Genomic DNA, 21,088 nt, shown 5'->3' with positions numbered 1-21,088 from the left:
GCCACCATCGCCCGCAATCTCAGTCGACGATCCGCATCGAGAAATCGGTGGCGCGCACGTCCTTGGTCAGCGCGCCGATCGAGATCCGGTCGACGCCGGTCGAGGCGATATCGCGCACGGTCTCGGCATTCACCCCGCCCGACACCTCGAGCACCGCCCGGCCGCCAGTCACACTCACCGCCTCGCGCATCATCTCGAAGCTGAAATTGTCGAGCAGCACCGATTTCGCGCCATGCGCGAGCGCCGTGTCGAGCTGGGCCAGCGTCTCCACCTCGACCTGCACGGGCACGCCCGCCTCGAGCGCGAAGGCGGCGTCGAGCGCCTCGCCGACCCCGCCCGCCGCGGCGATATGGTTCTCCTTGATCAGGATGCCGTCGTACAGCGCCAGGCGCTGGTTCGCGCCGCCGCCGACGCGCACCGCGTACTTCTGCGCGAGCCGCAGGCCCGGCAGCGTCTTGCGCGTGTCGAGGATGCGCGTGCGATGGCCGTCGATCAGCGCGACGTAGCGGCGCGTGGCGCTGGCCACGCCCGAAAGCAACTGCAGGAAGTTCAGGCCATTGCGCTCGGCCGTCAGCAGCGCGCGCGCCGGGCCTCGCAGTTCGCAGACGGTGGTGTCGGCGCGCATCAGATCGCCTTCGCGATAGGACCAGCTGACCTCGATGGCCGGATCGACCGAGCGCATCACCGCCTCGAACCAGGGCACGCCGCACAGCACCGCGTCCTCGCGCACGATGATGCGCGCGAGGCGGGCCGGGCCGTCGGGCACCAGGCGGCCGGTCTGGTCGCCGCTGCCGACGTCCTCGGCGATCGCATCGGCGACGTTGCGCGCGATCGCGGCCTCGAAGGCCGCGCCGTATTCGCCAACGATGTCCTGGTAGATCGGGGAAACCGCCGTGCTCATGCCGCCCCCACGTTCGAGAACAACTGCGCATCGCGCTGCAGGTCGCCGCTGGCCTGGACGCGCCGCTTGTGCTGCGCCGCGAATTCCAGCATGCGATCGATCGGCAGGCGCGCGCGCTCGCCGATCGCGCGATCGACGAAGATTTCGTTATGGCCGCGCTCCAGCACCTCGGCCAGGTTCGCCAGGCCGTTCATCGCCATCCAGGGGCAATGCGCGCAGCTCTTGCAGGTGGCGCTGTTGCCGGCCGTCGGCGCGGCGATGAAGGTCTTGCCGGGCGCCGCGAGCTGCATCTTGTGCAGGATGCCGAGGTCGGTCGCGACGATGAAGCGTTGCGCGTCAAGCTTGACGGCCGCGTCGATCAGCTGGGTGGTGGAGCCGACCACGTCGGCCAGCGCCACCACGTTCTCGGGCGATTCCGGATGCACCAGTACCTTCGCGTCCGGATGCTCGGCGCGCAACAGGTCGAGCTCGATGCCCTTGAATTCGTCGTGCACCAGGCAGGAGCCCTGCCACATCAGCATGTCGGCGCCGGTCTTCTTCTGGATATAGCTGCCGAGGTGCCGGTCCGGCGCCCAGATCAGCTTCTCGCCGCGCGCATGCAGGTCGGCCACGATCTCCAGGCCGATCGAGGAGGTGACCATCCAGTCCGCGCGCGCCTTCACGGCTGCGCTGGTGTTGGCATACACCACCACCTTGCGATCCGGATGCGCATCGCAGAAAGCCGAGAAGTCCTCGACGGGGCAGCCGAGGTCGAGCGAGCAGGTGGCATCGAGATCGGGCATCAGGATGCGCTTGTCCGGGCTCAGGATCTTCGCCGTCTCGCCCATGAAGCGCACGCCGGCCACCACCAGCGTCTGCGCCGCGTGATCGCGACCAAAGCGCGCCATCTCGAGCGAATCGGCCACGCAGCCGCCAGTCTCGTCGGCCAGCTCCTGCAATTCGGCATCGACGTAATAGTGCGCGACGAGCACGGCCTTCTCGCGCTCCAGCAGCGCCTTGATGCGTGCCTTGAGCGCTGCGCGCTCCACCGCGGACGGGCTGTCGGGCACCTTGGCCCAAGCCTGCCCGACTCCGCACACGGCACCCGGCCGGTCGTATTCGACGGGTTTGATCGCGGCTTGCATCTTCCTCTCCTCTGCTCCTTCGCGCTGCCGATCGGCCGCCGCGCGAAAGCGGCGGCACAAAAGAAAAAACCCCGCCAGCGCGGGGTTTGTGACGTTCCGAAATTCTAATCGATTTCAGATCAGGCGTAGCGGCGCAGACGCGTCGCGAACTCCTGCAGCGCCTTGATGCCGCTTTGTTCGGCACGATGGCACCAGTCCTGCAATTGGGCCAGCAGCTGTTCGCGCGAGGCGTTCGAGCGGTCCCACATCGAGGCCAGGTCCTGGCGCAGCTGGAAGTAGGTATGCATCTTCTGGCTGTTGGCGAAGATCTCGGGCAGCAGGCGCTTCTGCGGCTCGTTCAGGCCCTCTTCGTCCTTGTGGAACCAGGAGCGGGCGCCGCGCAGCAGTTGGTACTTCTCGCTCGAACCGAGCTCCTTCAGGTGCGCGAGCTCCTGGCGGTAGGCGCGCTTCAGTGCCTTGCCGTAGTTCGCCATCACTTCGTAGCGGTTCGACAGCACGGCCTGCAGCGTTTCCTGGTCGACCACGGCCTTGCGTGCAACGAGGCGCGGCGTGGGCGCAATCTTCTTGACCTTGGCGAGCTTGAACGCCGACAGGATGCGGATGTACATCCAGCCGATGTCGAACTCGTACCACTTGTTCGAGAACTTCGCCGAGGTGGCGAAGGTGTGGTGGTTGTTGTGCATTTCCTCGCCGCCGATCACGATGCCCCAGGGAATCAGGTTCGTGCTCGCATCGGCCGAGTTGAAGTTGCGGTAGCCCCAGAAGTGCGCGAGGCCGTTGACCACGCCGGCCGCCCAGAACGGGATCCAGATCATCTGCACGGCCCAGACCGACAGGCCGACGATGCCGAACAGCGCGACGTCGATCACCATCATCAGGCTCACGCCGAGGATCGTGTACTTCGAGTAGACGTTGCGCTCGATCCAGTCGTTCGGCGTGCCGTGGCTGAACTTGCGCAGCGTTTCCTCGTTCTTGGCCTCGGCGCGATAGAGCTCGGCGCCTTCGAGCAGCACCTTCCAGATGCCGCGCGTCTGCGGGCTGTGCGGATCCTCTTCGGTCTCGCACTTGGCGTGGTGCTTGCGGTGGATGGCCGCCCACTGGCCGGTCAGCATGCCGGTGGACATCCACAGCCACAGCCGGAAGAAATGGCTGACGGCCGGATGCAGGTCGAGCGCGCGATGCGCCTGACAGCGGTGGAGATAGATGGTGACGGCGACGATCGTGACGTGCGTGGCCACAAGCGTGGCCAGAACGATCTGCCACCACGAGAAATGCAGCAGCCCGTGGGCCAGGAAGTCGAGCACAGAATTCAGCAAGGCAGGTTACCTGTAATTCAGAGACGGCGCCGGTCAGGACCACGCGCCGACGTCATAAAAATGAAAGCATACCGCGTGTAGACGAAATTTTACTGTATCCGTTCCGGGCAACTGTCAAAAATGAATGATTGTTGCTACGGCGCAAGGGGCTTCCGGTCCAGCGCCGGACTAGCCCGGCGAAGCGGTCCATTCGCGGCCCGATAAACGGAAAAAGGGCCGTTTCAAGCGCCCGGCGCCGGGTCCGATCGTGCCCCATTCGCCCCGCTTCCGGCGCTCGCCGCCGGGCCCTGCCCGACGATGCGCAACTCGCGCTGCGGCAGCGGCACCGATATGCCGTGCTCGCCGAACAGCCGCCACAGCTTGCGATTCACCGCCGAGCGCACGCCCGAGGTGCCGCGCGCGGCATCGGCGATCCAGAAGCCCAGCTCGAGCTCGATGCCGTCGGTGCCGAAACCCACCAGGTAGGGCGCCGGCGCCGGCTCCTCGAGCACCCGCTCGACATCCTTGGCCGCCTCGGCCAGCAACGCCAGCGCCGCCTCCACGTCGCTGCTGTAGGCGATGCGCACCGCCACCTTGGCGTAGCCGCGAGTCTGGAACGAGGACTGGTTCTGCACCACGTCGGTGATCAGCTTCTCGTTCGGAATCAGCTTCTCGTAGCCGTCCAGGCCGCGCACCACCGTGTAGCGAGTGCGAATCTGGGTGACGATGCCCTGCAGGCCGCCCACGTCGATCGCGTCGCCGAGCCTGAGCGAGCGGTCGAGCAGGATGATGAAGCCCGACACGTAGTTGCTGGCGATCTTCTGCAGGCCGAAGCCCAGCCCCACGCCGAGCGCGCCGCCGAACACCCCGAGCACGGTCACGTCGATGCCCACCAGCGAGAGCCCGATCAGCACCGCCGCCACCACCAGCAGCGCGCGGCCGACTCGCGACAGCACCACCTTCAGGTTGGCGTCGAGCGTCGCGGCGCGCGACAGGCGGTCCTCCAGCAGCGAGCCGAGCCACATCGCCACCACCAGGGTGACGCAGATCCACAGGCAGCCCGACAGCAGCGAAAGCAGGCTCAGGTGCGCGCTGCCGACGTGGAAGCGCACGCCGTCGAGCCAATCGACCACGTCGCGCTGGATGCCGAGCACGGTGAGCACCATCGCCACCCACACCAGCACCGAGACCAGCTTCTCGATGATCGACAGCCAGGCGTGGGTATCGCCGTCGCGGGCGAAGGCGCGGCGCGCGACCGAAAACAGCAGGTAGATCAGCGCGATGCCGAAGAGGGGCACCAGCGCGAGCTGCAGCAGGGAGGTGGAGAAGAAGCGCTCGCCGACCTCCTGCGCGACCAGCAGCAGCACGCCGCCGGCCAGCGGGAACAGCGCCCGGTCCAGGCTGCTCGCGCCGGTGCCGGGGGCGCGGCCGGCGGCACGCCGGCGCGCCTCGATGCGCGAACGCAGCCAGCGCGCCAGCAGCCAGGCCAGCGCGAGCGTGCCGGCCAGCACCGCGAGCTGCCAGATCATCACCGGCTGGCCGAAGTCGCGCGCGACGCCGGCCAGCCGTTTCGACAGCAGCGGATCCTGCATGGCGCCGCCCGCGATCAGTTCGCCTCGTTGGCCGCTTCCGCGCCCGCGGCGTCGGCCTTGACTTCGATGGCTTCGGCCGCGTCGGCGGGGACCGCCGCCTCGGCGCCGGCCTTGGCGGCAGCCGGCTTAGCCGGTTTCGCGCGCCGCTCCAGCACGGCCGCGAAGAAGCCGTCGGTGGCATGGCGATGCGGCCACAGCGACAGGTAATCGCCGGTATCGAGCGCGATGCGCTGCTCGGCCAGCACCTTGTTGGCCGGCACCAGCACGAAGTCGGGATGCGCGGCGAGGAACTGCACGACGATCGCCTCGTTCTCGGCCTCCAGCACGCTGCAGGTCGCGTAGACCAGGCGGCCGCCCGGCTTCACCAGGCGCGCGGCGCTGGCGAGGATCGAGCCCTGCTTGGGCGCGAGTTCCTCGATCGAGTCGCGCGTCTGGCGCCACTTGAGGTCGGGATTGCGGCGCAGCGTGCCCAGCCCGCTGCAGGGCGCGTCGACCAGCACGCGGTCGATCTTGCCGGCCAGCCGCTTGATCTTGGCGTCGTGCTCGCTGTCGATCAGCACCGGGTTGACGTTGGACAGCCCGCTGCGCGCCAGGCGCGGCTTGAGCTTGGCCAGGCGCTTCTCGGACACGTCGAAGGCATAGAGGCGCCCGGTCGAGCGCATCGCCGCGCCCAGCGCCAGGGTCTTGCCGCCCGCGCCGGCGCAGAAGTCGACCACCATCTCGCCGCGGCGCGGCGCCATCAGCGAGCAGAGCAGCTGGCTGCCCTCGTCCTGCACCTCGATCAGGCCGTCCTGGAAGATCGACAGCTTGGTCAGGGCCGGCTTGCCGATCACGCGCACGCCGTTCGGCGCGAACGGGGTCTCGCCGGCCTCGATGCCGGAAGCCTTGAGCGCGTCGAGCACCTGGTCGCGGGTGGCCTTCTGCACGTTCACGCGCAGGTCCAGCGGCGCCGGGTAGTTGACCGCGGCCGCGAACTGCGCGAGCCCGTCGGCATCGAAGCGCTGCGACAGCGCCTGGTGGATCCAGTCGGGCAGGTTGGTGCGCACCCGCAGCGGCAGGCTGGCCGGGTCGATCTTGGCGACGTGGTCGAGCCAGGACCATTCGGCCTCGGACACATGGGGCTTGAGCGCCGAGCGGCCCGCCGTCTGCATCAGCCCCAGCAGGGTCAGGCGGCGCGCCGGCGTGCCGGTGCCGCTCTCGGCCAGGTGCGCGTATTCCATCTTCCGGCGCAGCACCGCGAACACCGCCTCGGCGATCACGCCGCGCTCGGCATGGCCGAGCTTGGGATGCGCGCGGAAGAACCGGCTCGTGGTCGCGTCGGCCGGGCCCGCGAATTTCAGTACGTCGCCGAGCAGCGTCTCGGTCTGGCCAATCAGAAAACCATGCAGCTTCATACACCCTCACCCTGTTTGTTGTTGTCATCCGCGACCAGCCAGCGGCAGGTGCCGTCGGCCAGCACCGCGCGCCCCGCCTCGAGCCGCAATTGCCCCTCGACGAACCAGCGCACCGCGCGCGGATAGAGCACATGCTCGGCCTCGAGCACGCGCGCGGCCAGCGTCTCGGGCGTGTCGCCCTCGCGCACCGGCACCGCCGCCTGCGCGACGATCGCGCCGCTGTCGAGCTCCGGAATCACGAAATGCACGGTGGCGCCGTGCAGGGCCACGCCGGCGGCCAGCGCCGCCTCGTGCGTGCGCATGCCCTTGAAACTGGGCAGCAGCGAGGGATGGACGTTCAGCATCCGGCCCTCGAAACGCGACACGAAGCCGGGCGTGAGGATCCGCATGAAGCCGGCCAGCACCACCAGGTCGGGCGCGAAGCGCTCGATCTCGGCGGCCAGCGCGGCGTCGAAGGCCTCGCGGCCGTCGTGCTCGCGATGGTCGACGACGGCCGTCGCGATCCCGCGCTCGGCCGCGAACGACAAACCGGCCGCATCGGGCCGGTTCGCGATCACGGCGGCCACGCGGGCCGGCCAGGCGTCGCGCGCGCAGGCGTCGACGATGGCCTCCATGTTGCTGCCGCGGCCTGAAATCAGGATGACAAGATTTTTCATCCGCGGATTTTAGCATTCGGGACCACCGTTTCCCGGCCGCCGAGCCGCCCATCGCCCCGAACCGTTTATAATCTTGTGCTTTGCGGCATCCGCCCGCCCCGTTTGTGCCGTATTTCGGTTCCCTAGTCTTCATCGAGCCCGCTGCCAACCCGCTATCGTGAAAGTCTTTCGCGGCCTGCCCAACGCCGAGAGCCGCGCCCCGTGCGCGCTGACGATCGGTAATTTCGACGGTGTCCACCGTGGCCATCAGGCCCTGCTCGCGCGCGTGCGCGCGGCGGCGGACGCGCGCGGGCTGCCGGTCTGCGTGATGACCTTCGAGCCGCACCCGCGCGAGTTCTTCAATCCGGCCGGCGCCCCGCCCCGGATCGCGATGCTGCGCGACAAGCTCGAGGCGCTGCGCGAGAACGGCGTGGACCGGGTGGTGGTCGAGCACTTCAACCATACCTTCGCCAACCAGGCGCCCGAGGCCTTCGTCGAGCAGACCCTGGTCAACGGCCTGCACACGCGCTGGATGATCGTCGGCGACGATTTCCGCTACGGCGCCAAGCGCGCCGGCAATTTCGCCTCGCTGCAGGAAGCCGGCGCGCGCCATGGCTTCGACGTCGAGCAGATGGCCACGCTGGCCGCGCCCAACGGCGCGCGCATCTCGAGCTCGGGCGTGCGCGCCTCGCTGGCCGCGGGCGACCTTGACGCGGCCAAGCAGGCGCTCGGACACGGCTACGCGATCAGCGGCCACGTCGCGCACGGACTCAAGCTCGGCCGCGACCTCGGCTTCCCGACCCTGAACCTGTCGATCGCGCACAAGCGCCCGGCGCTGTCGGGCATCTTCGTGGTGCTGGTGCACGGCCTGGGCGAGGCGCCGCTGCCGGCGGTGGCCAGCCTCGGCGTGCGGCCCACCGTGGTCGACGCCGGCCGCGTGCTGCTCGAGGTGCACATCCTCGACTGGCACGGCGATGCCTACGGCAAGCTGGTGCGCGTCGAGTTCCTGAAGAAGCTTCGCGACGAGGCCAAGTTCATCGACCTCGAGACGCTGACCCGCGCGATCGCGCAGGACGTGGTCGACACGCGCGCCTATTTCGCCGCGCACGGCGTGCCGCCCGGCGGCCGCGCCACCGGCTTCGCCACCTCGGCGACCGACCGAATTAGCTGACCCGTCCGGGCGCGCCAGGCGCCCGCCGCGCCGCCACGGCGCCCGTCCCCCGATCACGACGCGCGAGCGTCCCCGAACGAGATAGCGATTCCCGACATGAGCAACAAGAAAGCCGACTCCAAACCGCAGGCCAAGTATCCGGTCAACCTGCTCGACACGCCGTTCCCGATGCGCGGCGACCTGCCCAAGCGCGAGCCCCAGTGGGTGCAGGACTGGGAGGATCGCGGCCTCTACGAGAAGATCCGCGCGGCCAGCGCCGGCCGCCCGAAGTTCATCCTGCACGACGGCCCGCCCTACGCGAACGGCGACATCCACCTCGGCCACGCGGTCAACAAGATCCTCAAGGACATCGTCGTCAAGTCGCGCAACATGGCCGGCTTCGACGCGCCCTACGTGCCGGGCTGGGACTGCCACGGCATGCCGATCGAGATCCAGATCGAGAAGCAGTTCGGCAAGTCGCTGCCGGCCGCCGAGGTGCAGAAGAAGGCGCGCGCCTACGCCACCGAGCAGATCGAGAAGCAGAAGGTGGGCTTCAAGCGGCTGGGCGTGCTCGGCGACTGGAAGAACCCGTACAAGACGATGAACTTCCAGAACGAGGCGGAGGAGTTGCGCGCGCTCGGCAAGATCATCGAGAAGGGCTTCGTCTATCGCGGCCTGAAACCGGTCAACTGGTGCTTCGACTGCGGCTCGGCGCTGGCCGAGGCCGAGGTCGAGTACAAGGACCGCACCGATCCGACCATCGACGTGATGTTCCCGTTCGCCGAACCGGAGCGCACCGCCCAGGCCTTCGGCCTGCCGGCGCTGCCGCGCGCCGACGGCGGCATCGTGATCTGGACCACCACGCCCTGGACGATCCCCGCCAACCAGGCGCTCAACGCGCACCCGGAAATCGTCTACGCGCTGGTCGACACCCCGCGCGGCCTGCTGATCCTCGCCGAGGAACGCGTGGCCGCCTGCCTGGAAGCCTTCAAGCTGAGCGGCAAGGTGATCGCCACCGCGCCCGGCGCGAAGCTCTCGGGCCTGCGCTTCCACCACCCGCTGGCCGGCTCGCATCCGGGCTACCAGCGCAGCTCGCCGATCTACCTCGGCGACTACGTCACCACCGACACCGGCACCGGCATCGTCCACTCCTCGCCCGCCTACGGCGTGGAGGACTTCGTCTCCTGCAAGGCGCACGGCATGAGCGACGCCGACATCATCAACCCGGTGATGGGCGACGGCCGCTACATCGAATCGCTGCCGCTGTTCGGCGGCCTGCAGATCTGGGACGCGAACCCGAAGGTGGTCGAGGCGCTGCAAGCCGCCGGCACCCTGCTGCGCAGCGAGAAGTACACCCACAGCTACATGCACTGCTGGCGCCACAAGTCGGCGATCATCTACCGCGCGACCTCGCAATGGTTCGCCGGCATGGATACTCAACCCAACGACGGCGGCCGCACGCTGCGCGAAGTCGCGCTGCAGGGCGTCGAGGACACCGCCTTCTACCCCGCCTGGGGCAAGCAGCGCCTGTACAGCATGATCGCCAACCGGCCGGACTGGACGCTGTCGCGCCAGCGCCAGTGGGGCGTGCCGATGGCCTTCTTCGTCCACAAGGAAACCGGCGAGCTGCATCCGCGCACGCTGGAGCTGCTCGAGGAAGTGGCCAAGCGCGTCGAGGCCGGCGGCATCGAGGCCTGGCAGACGCTGGACGCGCGCGAGCTGCTCGGCGACGAGGCCAACCTCTACGAGAAGAACCGCGACACGCTCGACGTCTGGTTCGATTCGGGCACCACGCATTGGCACGTGCTGCGCGGCTCGCACAAGGACGCGCTGCAGTTCCCGGCCGACCTCTACCTGGAAGGCTCGGACCAGCATCGCGGCTGGTTCCACTCCTCGCTGCTGACGGCCTCGATGATCGACGGCCGCGCGCCCTACAAGGGCCTGCTCACGCACGGCTTCACGGTCGACGGCGAAGGCCGCAAGATGAGCAAGTCGCTCGGCAACGGCATCGACCCGCATGAGGTCTCGAACCGCCTGGGCGCGGAAATCGTGCGCCTGTGGATCGCCTCGACCGATTACTCGGGCGAGCTGGCGATCTCCGAGGAAATCCTCAAGCGCGTCACCGAGGGCTATCGCCGGATCCGCAACACGCTGCGCTTCCTGCTCGCCAACCTGTCGGACTTCGACTACGCGAAGGACGCGCTGCCGGCCGCCGAATGGCTCGAGATCGACCGCTACGCGATCGCCTTCTCGGCCCAGTTGCAGACCGAGCTGCTCGCGCACTACGAGAAGTACGAGTTCCACCCGATCGTGGCGAAGCTGCAGACCTACTGCTCGGAGGATCTCGGCGGTTTCTACCTCGACGTGCTGAAGGACCGGCTCTACACCAGCGCGCCCGCCTCGCCGGCGCGCCGCTCGGCGCAGACCGCGCTCTACCACGTCACGCAGGGCCTGCTGCGGGTGCTCGCGCCCTTCCTCTCGTTCACCGCCGAGGAAGCCTGGAAGGTATTCCAGCCGGCCAGCGAGACGATCTTCACGGAAACCTACTACGCTTACCCCGAGATCGACGGCGCGGCCGCCCTGCTCGACAAGTGGACGCTGCTGCGCGCAGTGCGCGCGGACGTGACCAAGGCGCTGGAGGAAGCGCGCAGCGCGAACCGGATCGGCTCCTCGCTGCAGGCCGAGGTCGAGATCCGCGCGAGCGGCGCGCGCCACGCGGCGCTCGCGAGCCTCGGCGAGGATCTTAAGTTCGTGCTGATCACCTCGGCGGCCACCGTCACCGAGGTGGCCTCGGAAGCCGACGAAGCGGTCGAGGTGGCCGCCTCGACCTACCAGAAGTGCGAGCGCTGCTGGCATTACCGCGCCGACGTGGGCGCGCACGCGGAGCACCCGACGCTGTGCGGCCGCTGCTTCTCCAACCTCTTTGAAAACGGCGAAACCCGGAGCGCTGCATAACCATGGCGAAAACCCTGTCGAAATCCACTGGCGGCGCGCTCGCGCCGTGGCTGGGCATTTCGCTGATCGTGATCCTGTTCGACCAGCTCTCGAAGATCGCGGTGCTGAAGACCTTCAGCTACGGCGCGATGCATGCGCTGACCGGCTTCTTCAACCTGGTGCTGGTCTACAACCGCGGCGCGGCCTTCGGCTTCCTGTCGGCCGCCAGCGGCTGGCAGCGCTGGGCCTTCACGGCGCTGGGCATCGGCGCGACCCTGGTGATCTGCTACCTGCTCAAGCGCCACGGCCATCAGCGCCTGTTCAGCCTGTCGCTGGCCCTGATCCTGGGCGGCGCGCTCGGCAACGTGATCGACCGGCTGATGTACGGCCACGTGATCGACTTCCTCGATTTCCACGTCGGCGGCTGGCACTGGCCCGCCTTCAACCTGGCCGATTCGGCGATCACCATCGGCGCGATCCTGCTGATCTACGACGAGCTGCGCCGCGTGCGCGGCACGCGCTGAAGCCGGCCAACGCCGGCGCGCGAGCGTCGGCAGGCGCCGCGCGGTAAATTACGGGGGCCGGGCCTTGGGGCGCCGGCCCGTTTCATTCGCGGAGGTCCAGTTGGAACACCAGGAACTCGCAGGAAAACACCTCGTCGTCGGCCTGACGGGCGGCATCGCCTGCTACAAGATCGCCGAGCTCACGCGCCTGCTGACCAAGGCCGGTGCGAGCGTGCAGATCGCCATGACCGAGGCGGCCACCCAGTTCATCACGCCGGTGACCATGCAGGCGCTGTCGGGGCGGCCGGTCTACACCAGCCAGTGGGATGCGCGCGTCGACAACAACATGGCGCATATCGACCTGTCGCGCGAAGCCGACGCGATCCTGATCGCGCCGGCCTCGACCGACTTCATCGCCAAGCTCGCCCACGGTTTCGCCGACGACCTGCTCTCGACGCTGTGCATCGCGCGCGACTGCCCGCTGCTGGTGGTGCCGGCGATGAATCGCCAGATGTGGCAGAACCCGGCCACCCAGCGCAATGCCGCGCAACTGCGCGCCGACGGCATCTCGGTGCTGGGGCCCGATTCGGGCGCGCAAGCCTGCGGCGAGGTCGGCGACGGCCGCATGCTGGAGCCGGCGGCCATCTACGAGGCGATCGTCTCGCACTTCCGGCCCAAGCGGCTCGCCCACAAGCGCGTGCTGATCACCGCCGGCCCGACCTTCGAGCCGCTCGACCCGGTGCGCGGCCTGACCAACCTGTCCAGCGGCAAGATGGGTTTCGCGCTGGCGCGCGCGGCCCAGCAGGCCGGCGCCGAGGTGCATCTGGTGGCGGGGCCGGTCCACCTGGCCACGCCCTGGGGCGTCTATCGCCAGGACGTGCAGACCGCCCAGCAGATGCACGACGCGGTGATGCATGCGGTGCCCGACGCGGACCTGTTCATCGCGGTGGCCGCGGTGGCCGACTGGCGCGTCGCGCAGCCGGCCGCGCACAAGATCAAGAAGACCGCCGATCGCAAGATGCCTGTGCTCGAGTTCGTCGAGAACCCGGACATCCTGGCCAGCGTGGCCGCCTTGCCCGACGCGCCCTACTGCGTGGGTTTCGCGGCCGAGAGCGGCGACCTCGAGGTGCATGGCGAGGAGAAGCGCCGCCGCAAGCAGGTGCCGCTCCTGATCGGCAACCTCGGCCCCTTGACCTTCGGCCTCGACGACAACGAGGTGGTGCTGTTCGAGGCCGCCGGCACCACGCGCCTGCCGCGTGCGGCCAAGGCCACGCTCGCGCACACGCTGATCGAGGAGATCGCGAAGCGCCTGCCCGATACGCGCCTGATCTGACGCAATCCCCTGCCGGGCGCCCGCCTGCGAAACGGGCCGCCCGGCGCTTCCTTCCAGACTTCTTGCCAGCGACCTGCCGGATGAAACTCGACCTGAAGATCCTCGACTCGCGCATGCGCGACTACCTGCCGAACTACGCCACGCCGGGCAGCGCGGGCCTCGACCTGCGCGCCTGCCTGGACGCGCCGATCACGCTGAAGCCGGGCGACACCGCCCTGGTGCCGACGGGCCTGGCGATCCACGTGGCCGACCCCGGCTACGCGGCGCTGATCCTGCCGCGCTCGGGCCTCGGCCACAAGCACGGCATCGTGCTCGGCAACCTGGTCGGCCTGATCGATTCCGACTACCAGGGCCAGCTGATGGTCTCGACCTGGAACCGCGGGCAGAGCGAATTCGTGCTGAATCCGTTCGAGCGCCTGGCCCAGTTGGTGATCGTGCCGGTGGTGCAGGCCAGCTTCAATATCGTCGAGGATTTCGCGCAGAGCGAGCGCGGCGAAGGTGGTTTCGGCAGCACCGGCCGCCAGTAAACCGCCTGCCGATTCGTCGGCAAGGCACACAAAAGAAAACGGCGCGGGATTCGCATCCCGCGCCGTTTTTTCATGGCGCCGTGGCCGAAGCTTCGCGCCTCACTCCACTTCGACCGTTTCCTCGCTCGGCTTCGGCGGTTCGGCCGAATTGTCGAAGGACAACTGCACGGTGTTGTTCTCGTCGACGTCGACCGTCACGCGGCCGCCGTTGACGAGCTTGCCGAACAGCAGTTCGTCGGCCAGCGCGCGACGGATCGTGTCCTGGATCAGGCGCTGCATCGGGCGCGCGCCCATCAGCGGATCGAAGCCGTTCTTCGACAGGTACTTGCGCAGCGCGTCGGTGAACAGCGCATCGACCTTCTTCTCGTGGAGCTGGTCCTCGAGCTGGATCAGGAACTTGTCGACCACGCGCATGATGATTTCCTCATCGAGCGAGCGGAAGCTGATCGTCGCGTCCAGGCGGTTGCGGAACTCCGGCGTGAAGAAGCGCTTGATCTCCGACATCTCGTCACCGACCTCGCGACGCGTGGTGAAGCCGATGGTGCCCTTCTGCATCGACTCGGCGCCCGCGTTGGTCGTCATGATGATGATGACGTTGCGGAAATCCGCCTTGCGGCCGTTGTTGTCGGTCAGCGTGCCGTGGTCCATCACCTGCAGCAGCACGTTGAAGATGTCCGGATGCGCCTTCTCGATTTCGTCGAGCAGCAGCACGCAATGCGGCTTCTTGGTGACGGCCTCGGTCAGCAGGCCGCCCTGGTCGAAACCGACATAACCGGGCGGCGCGCCGATCAGGCGGCTGACCGCGTGACGCTCCATGTACTCGGACATGTCGAAGCGGATCAACTCGATGCCGAGCGTGAACGCGAGCTGCCGCGCCACCTCGGTCTTGCCGACGCCGGTCGGGCCCGAGAACAGGAAGGCGCCGATCGGCTTGTCGAGCTTGCCGAGGCCGGCACGCGCCATCTTGATGGCGGCGGCCAGCGCGTCGATCGCCGGGTCCTGGCCGAACACCACGCTCTTCAGGTCACGATCGAGCGTCTGCAGCTTGCTGCGATCGTCCTGCGACACGCTTTGCGGCGGGACGCGCGCGATCTTCGAGATGATTTCCTCGATCTCGGACTTGCCGATGGTCTTCTTCTGCTTCGACTTCGGCAGGATCCGCTGCGCCGCGCCCGCTTCGTCGATCACGTCGATCGCCTTGTCCGGCAGGTGACGATCGGTGATGAAGCGTGCCGACAATTCGGCGGCGGCCGACAGCGCGCCCGACGAATACTTCACGCCGTGGTGCTCCTCGAAGCGCGACTTGAGCCCGCGCAGGATCGCCACCGTCTGCTCGACCGAAGGCTCGTTGACGTCGACCTTCTGGAAGCGCCGCGACAGCGCCGCGTCCTTCTCGAAGATGCCGCGGTATTCGGTGAAGGTGGTCGCGCCGATGCACTTCAGGTTGCCCGAGGACAGCGCCGGCTTGAGCAGGTTCGACGCATCGAGCGTGCCGCCCGAGGCGGCGCCGGCGCCGATCAGCGTGTGGATCTCGTCGATGAAGAGGATCGCGTGCGGACGTTCCTTCAGTTCCTTGAGCACCGTCTTCAGGCGTTGCTCGAAATCGCCGCGGTACTTGGTGCCCGCCAGCAGCGCGCCCATGTCGAGCGAGAACACCTGGGCATTGGCCAGGATGTCCGGCACCTCGCCGCGCGTGATGCGCCAGGCCAGGCCCTCGGCGATCGCGGTCTTGCCGACGCCGGCTTCGCCGACCAGCAGCGGATTGTTCTTGCGACGGCGGCAGAGCACCTGCACCACGCGCTCGACCTCGGTCTCGCGGCCGATCAGCGGATCGATGCGACCGTCCTTGGCCATCTGGTTCAGGTTCTGCGTGAACTGCGCGAGCGGGGTTTCCTTCTGCGCGTTCGCGTCTTCCGATTCGGGTGCGCCGTCGCCGGCCTTGGCCGCGTCCGCGCTACCCGTCTTCGCGATGCCGTGGGAAATGAAGTTCACCACGTCCAGGCGCGTGACGCCCTGCTGCTGCAGGTAGTACACCGCGTGCGAATCCTTCTCGCCGAAGATCGCCACGAGCACGTTCGCGCCCGTCACTTCCTTCTTGCCGTTCGAGGTGGATTGCACGTGCATGATCGCGCGCTGGATCACGCGCTGGAAACCGAGCGTCGGCTGGGTGTCGACGTCCTCGGTGCCCGGCACCGTGGGTGTGTTGTCGTGGATGAAGTTGCGCAGGTTCTGGCGCAGGTCCTCGATATTGGCCGCGCAGGCGCGCAGCACTTCGGCCGCGGTCGGGTTGTCGAGCAGCGCCAGCAACAGGTGTTCGACTGTAATGAACTCGTGCCGCGCCTGGCGCGCTTCCATGAACGCCATGTGCAGGCTGACTTCCAATTCCTGGGCAATCATGCTTCCTCCATCACGCACTGCAGCGGATGCCCTGCCTGCCGCGCATGGGTAACGACTTGCTCAACTTTGGTCGACGCGATGTCCCGCGTATAGACCCCACATACCCCCCGCCCCTCGCGATGGACCTTGAGCATGATCTGCGTCGCGGTCTCGCGATCCTTCTTGAAGTACTCCTGCACCACCATGACGACGAATTCCATCGGGGTGAAATCGTCGTTCAGCAGCACCACCTTGTACATCGAAGGCGGCTTCAGCTTCTGCTCGCTGCGTTCCAGGACGGTGTTGTCCTGCTTGTCCGGGATAATCGCCATACACCCATTCTAAACAACTCGGACAGGCCCGCAATCCTGTCATAAACCAGCCTTGCGGCCGGCACCGTTTAGCCTGCATGCTCACAGACTCGCGCCACTCGCACGCCGCGAAAACCGGCTCGCGGCGCCGACTTCCGAAGGTGTCCGCAACCCGGCAGGCAGCCCGGTGTCGCGACGCGTGGATCGAGTATCCCATATTCCCGCCAAGCTCGAAGGCCTGACGCCCGAGCATGCTATATGGGCCGATTATGGGGCTTTTCAAGCACCCTCGCTTGGCACCCGTATGACAGTGGAAAGCGGGATAAACCCTGAAAATGGGTTCTTTACAACGGCCCCCAAACCACCGACAAATTCCCCTTGACACTCAAATAAAGAGCGCCAACAATCAAGCTGGCACTTTTTTCAATCTGTCTTTTTTGACGACGGAGAATGGGCCGAGGTGAGCTTGTGAGGGGGGAACGGCTGCATTTGCCGGTCGTTTAGCTTTTCGAGCGTGCTCGTGGTAACGACTGAGTGACAGGGGAAGTAGGTATGGCAACTGGTATTGTCAAATGGTTCAATGACGCGAAGGGCTTCGGCTTCATCACGCCCGACGAAGGCGGCGAAGATCTGTTTGCACATTTCTCGGCTATCAACATGCAGGGTTTCAAGACCCTGAAGGAAGGCCAGAAGGTGAGCTTCGAGGTCGTCCAAGGCCCGAAGGGCAAGCAGGCTTCGAACATCCAGGCAGCCTGAGCGCATTGGATTCTCGATAAAAAACCCGGCTCCGAGCCGGGTTTTTTTTGTGCCTTTGCTGGCGCCTTTTTTATGCATTTTCCTGCGCGCTTTCCGTCGGCCTCGCCTGAGACCGACAGTCTCTTCTAGTCGCGCGATCACACCACCTTCAGCGTGCCCATCATGCCGAGGTCCTCGTGCTCGAGGATATGGCAGTGGAACATACGCTCGCCCGCCTCGTGCTGGACCGTCGCGATCCGCACCGTCTCGCCCTTCCTCACGTTCACGGTATCGCGCCACGCGCGGTAAGGCTCCGCCGTGCGCCGGCCGCGATACTCGCGCTCGACCACCTGGAATTGTGTGCCGTGCAGGTGGAATGGATGATCCATGTCCGTATTGTTCGCAATACTCCACAATTCGACGTCGCCGCGTCGGCTGGTGAGCGTGGCGCGATGCGGCGACCAGCTCTGCCCGTTCACCATGAAGCGCATGCCGGCGGGGCGCGACCCCGGCTTCGAGGCCATCATCGCATTCATGTCCATCGCTTCGCCGAACGTGACGGTCTTGCGCGCCACCGGCGCGCCCAGCGGCGGCACCGAGCGCAGCGTGGCCGGCACCGCGCGGGCCGCGGCTGGCGAGAACCCCACCTCGGCCAGCGGCAGCGGCGGGTCCGCCGGCAGCGAGGGTTCGTCGTCCTCGGACATGGCCATCGCCATCTTGCTGCGATCGTAAGTCCCTGCCCGCAGCATGGCCTTTGCGGGCCGATCGCCGGCGCGCACCAGCAATTCGGCGCGCTCGCCCGGCGCGAGCAGCAGGGCGCTTACGCTGCGCGAGCGCTCCAGCAGGCCGCCGTCGGTGCCGACCTGCTCGAAGGCACGACCGTCGTCGAAGGACAGGTTCAGGTAGCGCGCGCTGCTGGCGTTCCAGACGCGCCAACGTTCGTCCTGCGCGACATCGATGCGCGGCAGGCGCGCGCCGTTGACCAGCGCGAACTGCCCTTCGCGGCCGTTCATCCAGTCCATCATGTCGTTCGGCGGAATGGTGCCGTCCGAGGCCAGCTTGAGGTCGGAGACGAACAGTTGCCGCTCGGGCCAGCCGGCCAGCGGATCGTCGGCGGCGCGCACCACGATCGGGCCGGCCAGGCCGCGGAACACCTGCTCGGCCGTCATGTCGTGAGGATGCGGGTGATACCAGTAGGTGCCGGCGCAGCCCTTCGGCAGCGCGAAGCGGTAGATGCGCGATGCGCCCGGCTCGATCAGCGCGAGCGGGTTGCCATCCTGGTCGGGCGGCACCGGCAGGCCGTGCCAGTGCATGGTGGTCGGTTGCGGCAGGCGGTTGACGACGCGGATTTCCACCTGGTCACCCTCGCGCAGCTCGATCAGCGGGCCGGCGACCGAACCCTGCGCGGCATCGCCATACAGCCACATCGGCGTGGGCGCGGCGCCCGGCAGCAATTGGCGCGCCACCGGCTGGGCGACCAGCGTGGCGCTGAAACGGCCCGGCGTGTCGCTCTGGTTGGCGAGCACGCGCAGAGGGGCGAGCGGCGCGCCGCCGGGCAGCGCGTCGGCCGCCGCCAGTTCCATGTCGGGCGCGGCCGAGGCTTCGGGAGCCGGCGCGTCGTGCATGCCGGCCATGCCCTTCATGTCGTCCATGCCCGCCATGCCGTGCATCGCGTGCGACTGAGCGAACGCGGCGCGGGCGAAGGCCAGCGTGGCTGCCGCGCCTAGCGCGCGGCGCAGGAATTGCCTGCGTATCATCGATCGAATCCCGAGTCAGCGAAGCGATGACGATACACCAGACGCGCGCCGCGCAAGCAGCGCCATCGCAAACGCGAAACCTCGCGGACGCAAGCCGCGATCCCGCTCGCGCTCGCGCGGAGCCCGCTGCTCACGCGGCGGCCCCGACGTCGCCTCAGCTCGCCAGCTTGCGGAAGGTCTCGAGCACCGCCTCGCCGCGGAACGGCTTGACGATCCAGCCGCGCACGCCGGCGGCCTTGCCGCGTTCCTTCATGGCCGGGCTGCTCTCGGTGGTCAGCATCACCACGTTGACGGCCGCGTTGCCGAGCTCGCCGCGGATCTTCTCGACCATCGTCAAGCCGTCCATGTTCGGCATGTTGACGTCGCTGACCACCAGCTTGATGCCCGGGCTGCCCTTGAGCTTCGTGAGGCCGTCCTTGCCGTCGACGGCCGTCTCGACCTCCAGCCCGTTCTTGCGCAGGAAGCCCGCGACTTCGTCGCGCACCGTGCTCGAATCGTCCACCACCAGAATCTTTGCCATGTCTGTTTTCCGTTTGTCACTCAAAACCAGTCGAGCTCGCCCGCCTCGACCATCTCGCCCACCGCCTGCGCGCTGTCGTCGAACGATTCCGGCGACCATTGCAGGCTGAACACGAAGCGCTGATGGAGGGTCACGGTGCGGCCCGACGCATCGTCGGTCACCCGATACTTGAAGCAGAGCTGCGGGTTCTCGGACCCGAAGGAGATGTACTTCTGCTTGTGATTGACGAGCAGCGGCACCTGCACCGTGCTGCTCGCCGGCATGCCGTTGCTGCTACCGAGGAAGCGGTCCTTGAAGGCGCCCCAGACCAGGTTGGTCAACTCGCCGAGCACGCCGTTGAGGTCGCGGAAATCGGGCGCGCGCTCGTCCGGGTGCATCGCCGCGACGAAGTCCAGCATCGGCTGCTCGTCGGCCTGCAGCATCATGTAGCCGCGGCACCAGGCGCTCTCCAGCGCGATCAGGCTGAACACCTCGCCGTAGATGATCTGGTCGCGCACGATGCAGGGCGTCTCGCACTCGATGCTCATGCCGCGGAACATGGTGCCCAGGCGCGCCTCGGTGATCTCCTCGATGCCGCGCACCAGCGCGTTCGGATAGGCCAGGCTGAACAGGTACTCGTCCACCGCGCGGCGCAGCGGCTCGAGGTCGGGCAGCGCGTAGCTGGCGCAGGCCACGCGACGCAGCGCGTCGGGCAGGCTCGCCTCGTCGCTGCCGTCGGCGCGGCGCACGATGATCGGCAGCTCGGGGCGCAGCGCGTCGATCTGCGCGGCCACCGCGGCGGCCTCGTCGGCCGAGCCGCCGTAGTCGGCCGCCAGCAGCACCGCGCCGAGGTCGATGTTCGAGCGCAGCACCTTCAGCAGGCGGTTGCGGCGCGCCTTGAGCCCGACCAGGTGGTGCTCGTCGCAGAACTGCCGGATCGCATCGAGATGCGTGTCGCTGTCGTCGAGCACCAGCACCTTGCTGACGGGCGTATCGTGGGTCGTCATGGCTTCTCCTGCCGCGAGTTCGTTCGCGGTGGTTCGTCGTTCAAAACAGTTCGAGCTCGCCTGCGCCCGCGTCGACATCGAGCATGTCGGCGACGAAATCGATCGGCGCGTTGGCGCACACGCACAGCGTCGCGCCGAGCTTCACGCCCTCGCCGAGGCTCAGGTCGTAGGCGGCCAGGTGATCGGGTTTCAGTTCGGCCAGGTGCGCGGCGCTCGCGCCGTTCAGCCGGTAGGGCGTGGACATGCCGAGATCGGGAAAATGCTCGACCAGCGCCTGGTTGATCGCGCCGCAGCAGAGATTGGCCACCTCCAGGATCGCCTCGCGCAGGCTGCGCTGGGCGGCGGCGCCGACGTAGTGGGCGCGCGTCGCGTCGTCGTCGCGGTAGTGCAGCAACAGCAGCAGCCGGAAGCTCAGCGAGGAGATCGTCAGCACCACCGCCTCCACCCCGCGCCCGGCATCGGGCGCCTCGCGCGGCACGATCTGGCAGGCGCCGTCGCCGGCCAGCCGCGCGCGCGCCGCGCCGAAGAAGATCCGCTCGAAGCTCTCGATCGCATTCGATCCGATCACGCGGCGCTCCGTTCGAGCTGGCCGCGCAACTGGGTGGCCAGCGCATCGACATTGCCGAGCGAGGCGGTGATCATCTTGCCGCCGGCCTGGATGTCCTGGAAGGTCGCGGTGGTCACCAGGTCGTTGCGGTTCAGGCTGTCCTGGTAGCTCTTCGAGAGCTCCTGCGAGCGCGAGGCCAGCGAGCGCACCTCGCTGGCGACGATCGAGAAGCCGCGCCCGGCGGTGCCCGCGCGCGCCGCCTCGATCGAGGCGTTCAGCGAGACGATCAGCACGTGCGCGACGATCGAGGACAGCTCGCGGTTCTTCGCGTGCATGTCCTGGTTCTGCGTCATCAACGAGATCATCTGCTCGTGCCAGCGCTCGAAGGTGCCGGCCAGCCCGCGCAGGCGCGCCGCCTCGGCGGCGATCCGCGCGGCCAGGGCGGCGGCGGCATCGCGCTCCTGCACG

The 21,088-nt window shown here is 67.7% G+C and carries 19 protein-coding genes; 6 read left to right on the top strand and 13 right to left on the bottom strand.

Annotation, left to right across the window (positions count from 1 at the left end; translation table 11 throughout):
• Positions 1–19 precede the first annotated feature (19 nt).
• The 6 genes from nadC to purN all read right to left on the bottom strand — a co-directional run bounded on the left by nadC (position 20) and on the right by purN (position 6,962).
• Positions 20–901, bottom strand: coding sequence for a carboxylating nicotinate-nucleotide diphosphorylase (gene nadC / locus F3J10_RS19005; RefSeq protein ID WP_167234212.1), 882 nt, complete (start codon positions 899–901; stop codon positions 20–22).
• Positions 898–2,025, bottom strand: coding sequence for a quinolinate synthase NadA (gene nadA, locus F3J10_RS19000; RefSeq protein WP_025098168.1), 1,128 nt, complete (start codon positions 2,023–2,025; stop codon positions 898–900). Before nadA ends, nadC begins: the two co-directional genes overlap by 4 nt.
• 119 nt (positions 2,026–2,144) lie before the next feature.
• The gene (locus F3J10_RS18995) at positions 2,145–3,341 is read right to left on the bottom strand and encodes a fatty acid desaturase (RefSeq protein WP_025098169.1); all 1,197 of its coding nucleotides are present in this window, start codon (positions 3,339–3,341) and stop codon (positions 2,145–2,147) included.
• A gap of 221 nt (positions 3,342–3,562) precedes the next feature.
• Positions 3,563–4,912 carry a mechanosensitive ion channel domain-containing protein gene (locus F3J10_RS18990; RefSeq protein WP_167242743.1) on the bottom strand — a complete coding sequence of 450 codons (1,350 nt, stop codon included), beginning with the start codon at positions 4,910–4,912 and terminating at the stop codon, positions 3,563–3,565.
• Between the two features lie 14 nt (positions 4,913–4,926).
• Entirely contained in the window at positions 4,927–6,306 is a 1,380-nt protein-coding gene (locus F3J10_RS18985; RefSeq protein ID WP_167242742.1) for an RsmB/NOP family class I SAM-dependent RNA methyltransferase, read from the bottom strand.
• Positions 6,303–6,962 carry a phosphoribosylglycinamide formyltransferase gene (gene purN / locus F3J10_RS18980; RefSeq protein ID WP_013699137.1) on the bottom strand — a complete coding sequence of 220 codons (660 nt, stop codon included), beginning with the start codon at positions 6,960–6,962 and terminating at the stop codon, positions 6,303–6,305. The genes F3J10_RS18985 and purN overlap by 4 nt, the downstream gene beginning before the upstream one ends.
• Before the next feature lie 154 nt (positions 6,963–7,116).
• Between purN and F3J10_RS18975 the strand changes: the two genes are divergently transcribed.
• From F3J10_RS18975 to dut, 5 genes are all read left to right on the top strand, one after another.
• Entirely contained in the window at positions 7,117–8,112 is a 996-nt protein-coding gene (locus F3J10_RS18975; RefSeq protein ID WP_345791222.1) for a bifunctional riboflavin kinase/FAD synthetase, read from the top strand.
• 96 nt (positions 8,113–8,208) lie between these two features.
• Complete coding sequence (ileS, locus tag F3J10_RS18970) at positions 8,209–11,046, top strand: isoleucine--tRNA ligase (protein ID WP_166913651.1); 2,838 nt, start codon at positions 8,209–8,211, stop codon at positions 11,044–11,046.
• Between the two features lie 2 nt (positions 11,047–11,048).
• On the top strand, positions 11,049–11,549 hold the full coding sequence (gene lspA / locus F3J10_RS18965; protein WP_013699140.1) for a signal peptidase II: 501 nt from the start codon (positions 11,049–11,051) through the stop codon (positions 11,547–11,549).
• Between the two features lie 100 nt (positions 11,550–11,649).
• Positions 11,650–12,861, top strand: coding sequence for a bifunctional phosphopantothenoylcysteine decarboxylase/phosphopantothenate--cysteine ligase CoaBC (gene coaBC, locus F3J10_RS18960; protein ID WP_167242741.1), 1,212 nt, complete (start codon positions 11,650–11,652; stop codon positions 12,859–12,861).
• 80 nt (positions 12,862–12,941) lie between these two features.
• Positions 12,942–13,388 carry a dUTP diphosphatase gene (gene dut / locus F3J10_RS18955; RefSeq protein WP_167242740.1) on the top strand — a complete coding sequence of 149 codons (447 nt, stop codon included), beginning with the start codon at positions 12,942–12,944 and terminating at the stop codon, positions 13,386–13,388.
• 99 nt (positions 13,389–13,487) lie between these two features.
• Here the strand turns inward: dut and clpA are convergent, their stop codons facing one another.
• Positions 13,488–15,785, bottom strand: a complete 2,298-nt coding sequence (gene clpA / locus F3J10_RS18950) for an ATP-dependent Clp protease ATP-binding subunit ClpA (protein ID WP_025098176.1) — start codon at positions 15,783–15,785, stop codon at positions 13,488–13,490.
• On the bottom strand, positions 15,782–16,096 hold the full coding sequence (gene clpS, locus F3J10_RS18945; RefSeq protein ID WP_013699144.1) for an ATP-dependent Clp protease adapter ClpS: 315 nt from the start codon (positions 16,094–16,096) through the stop codon (positions 15,782–15,784). The genes clpA and clpS overlap by 4 nt, the downstream gene beginning before the upstream one ends.
• 531 nt (positions 16,097–16,627) lie before the next feature.
• Here clpS and F3J10_RS18940 point away from each other — a divergent pair.
• Entirely contained in the window at positions 16,628–16,831 is a 204-nt protein-coding gene (locus F3J10_RS18940; protein ID WP_004196460.1) for a cold-shock protein, read from the top strand.
• A gap of 137 nt (positions 16,832–16,968) precedes the next feature.
• Here the strand turns inward: F3J10_RS18940 and F3J10_RS18935 are convergent, their stop codons facing one another.
• The 5 genes from F3J10_RS18935 to F3J10_RS18915 all read right to left on the bottom strand — a co-directional run.
• Positions 16,969–18,567, bottom strand: coding sequence for a multicopper oxidase family protein (locus tag F3J10_RS18935; RefSeq protein WP_167242739.1), 1,599 nt, complete (start codon positions 18,565–18,567; stop codon positions 16,969–16,971).
• Between the two features lie 154 nt (positions 18,568–18,721).
• A complete protein-coding gene (locus F3J10_RS18930; protein WP_013699147.1) occupies positions 18,722–19,087 on the bottom strand; it encodes a response regulator in 366 nt (121 codons plus the stop codon).
• Between the two features lie 20 nt (positions 19,088–19,107).
• A complete protein-coding gene (locus F3J10_RS18925; protein WP_025098178.1) occupies positions 19,108–20,073 on the bottom strand; it encodes a chemotaxis protein CheX in 966 nt (321 codons plus the stop codon).
• Positions 20,074–20,113: 40 nt separating this feature from the next.
• The gene (locus F3J10_RS18920) at positions 20,114–20,641 is read right to left on the bottom strand and encodes a hypothetical protein (protein ID WP_060005608.1); all 528 of its coding nucleotides are present in this window, start codon (positions 20,639–20,641) and stop codon (positions 20,114–20,116) included.
• The coding region (locus tag F3J10_RS18915) for a methyl-accepting chemotaxis protein (protein ID WP_240155636.1) at positions 20,638–21,088 on the bottom strand (451 nt) is incomplete at its 5' end. The genes F3J10_RS18915 and F3J10_RS18920, both read right to left, overlap by 4 nt.

Source organism: Burkholderia sp. Cy-637 (assembly GCF_011753175.1).
Taxonomy (GTDB): Bacteria; Pseudomonadota; Gammaproteobacteria; order Burkholderiales; family Burkholderiaceae; genus Burkholderia; species Burkholderia gladioli.
Note: the sequence above shows the minus strand (reverse complement) of the source record. Positions and strands in the feature narration are given on the sequence as shown.

What these genes read in the sequence shown, in the direction of transcription:
- nadC (WP_167234212.1), bottom strand. Translation starts at nt 901, where the DNA reads ATGAGCACGGCGGTTTCCCCGATCTACCAGGACATCGTTGGCGAATAC.
- nadA (WP_025098168.1), bottom strand. Translation starts at nt 2,025, where the DNA reads ATGCAAGCCGCGATCAAACCCGTCGAATACGACCGGCCGGGTGCCGTG.
- F3J10_RS18990 (WP_167242743.1), bottom strand. Translation starts at nt 4,912, where the DNA reads ATGCAGGATCCGCTGCTGTCGAAACGGCTGGCCGGCGTCGCGCGCGAC.
- F3J10_RS18985 (WP_167242742.1), bottom strand. Translation starts at nt 6,306, where the DNA reads ATGAAGCTGCATGGTTTTCTGATTGGCCAGACCGAGACGCTGCTCGGC.
- purN (WP_013699137.1), bottom strand. Translation starts at nt 6,962, where the DNA reads ATGAAAAATCTTGTCATCCTGATTTCAGGCCGCGGCAGCAACATGGAG.
- ileS (WP_166913651.1), top strand. Translation starts at nt 8,209, where the DNA reads ATGAGCAACAAGAAAGCCGACTCCAAACCGCAGGCCAAGTATCCGGTC.
- lspA (WP_013699140.1), top strand. Translation starts at nt 11,049, where the DNA reads ATGGCGAAAACCCTGTCGAAATCCACTGGCGGCGCGCTCGCGCCGTGG.
- dut (WP_167242740.1), top strand. Translation starts at nt 12,942, where the DNA reads ATGAAACTCGACCTGAAGATCCTCGACTCGCGCATGCGCGACTACCTG.
- clpA (WP_025098176.1), bottom strand. Translation starts at nt 15,785, where the DNA reads ATGATTGCCCAGGAATTGGAAGTCAGCCTGCACATGGCGTTCATGGAA.
- clpS (WP_013699144.1), bottom strand. Translation starts at nt 16,096, where the DNA reads ATGGCGATTATCCCGGACAAGCAGGACAACACCGTCCTGGAACGCAGC.
- F3J10_RS18940 (WP_004196460.1), top strand. Translation starts at nt 16,628, where the DNA reads ATGGCAACTGGTATTGTCAAATGGTTCAATGACGCGAAGGGCTTCGGC.
- F3J10_RS18935 (WP_167242739.1), bottom strand. Translation starts at nt 18,567, where the DNA reads ATGATACGCAGGCAATTCCTGCGCCGCGCGCTAGGCGCGGCAGCCACG.
- F3J10_RS18930 (WP_013699147.1), bottom strand. Translation starts at nt 19,087, where the DNA reads ATGGCAAAGATTCTGGTGGTGGACGATTCGAGCACGGTGCGCGACGAA.
- F3J10_RS18925 (WP_025098178.1), bottom strand. Translation starts at nt 20,073, where the DNA reads ATGACGACCCACGATACGCCCGTCAGCAAGGTGCTGGTGCTCGACGAC.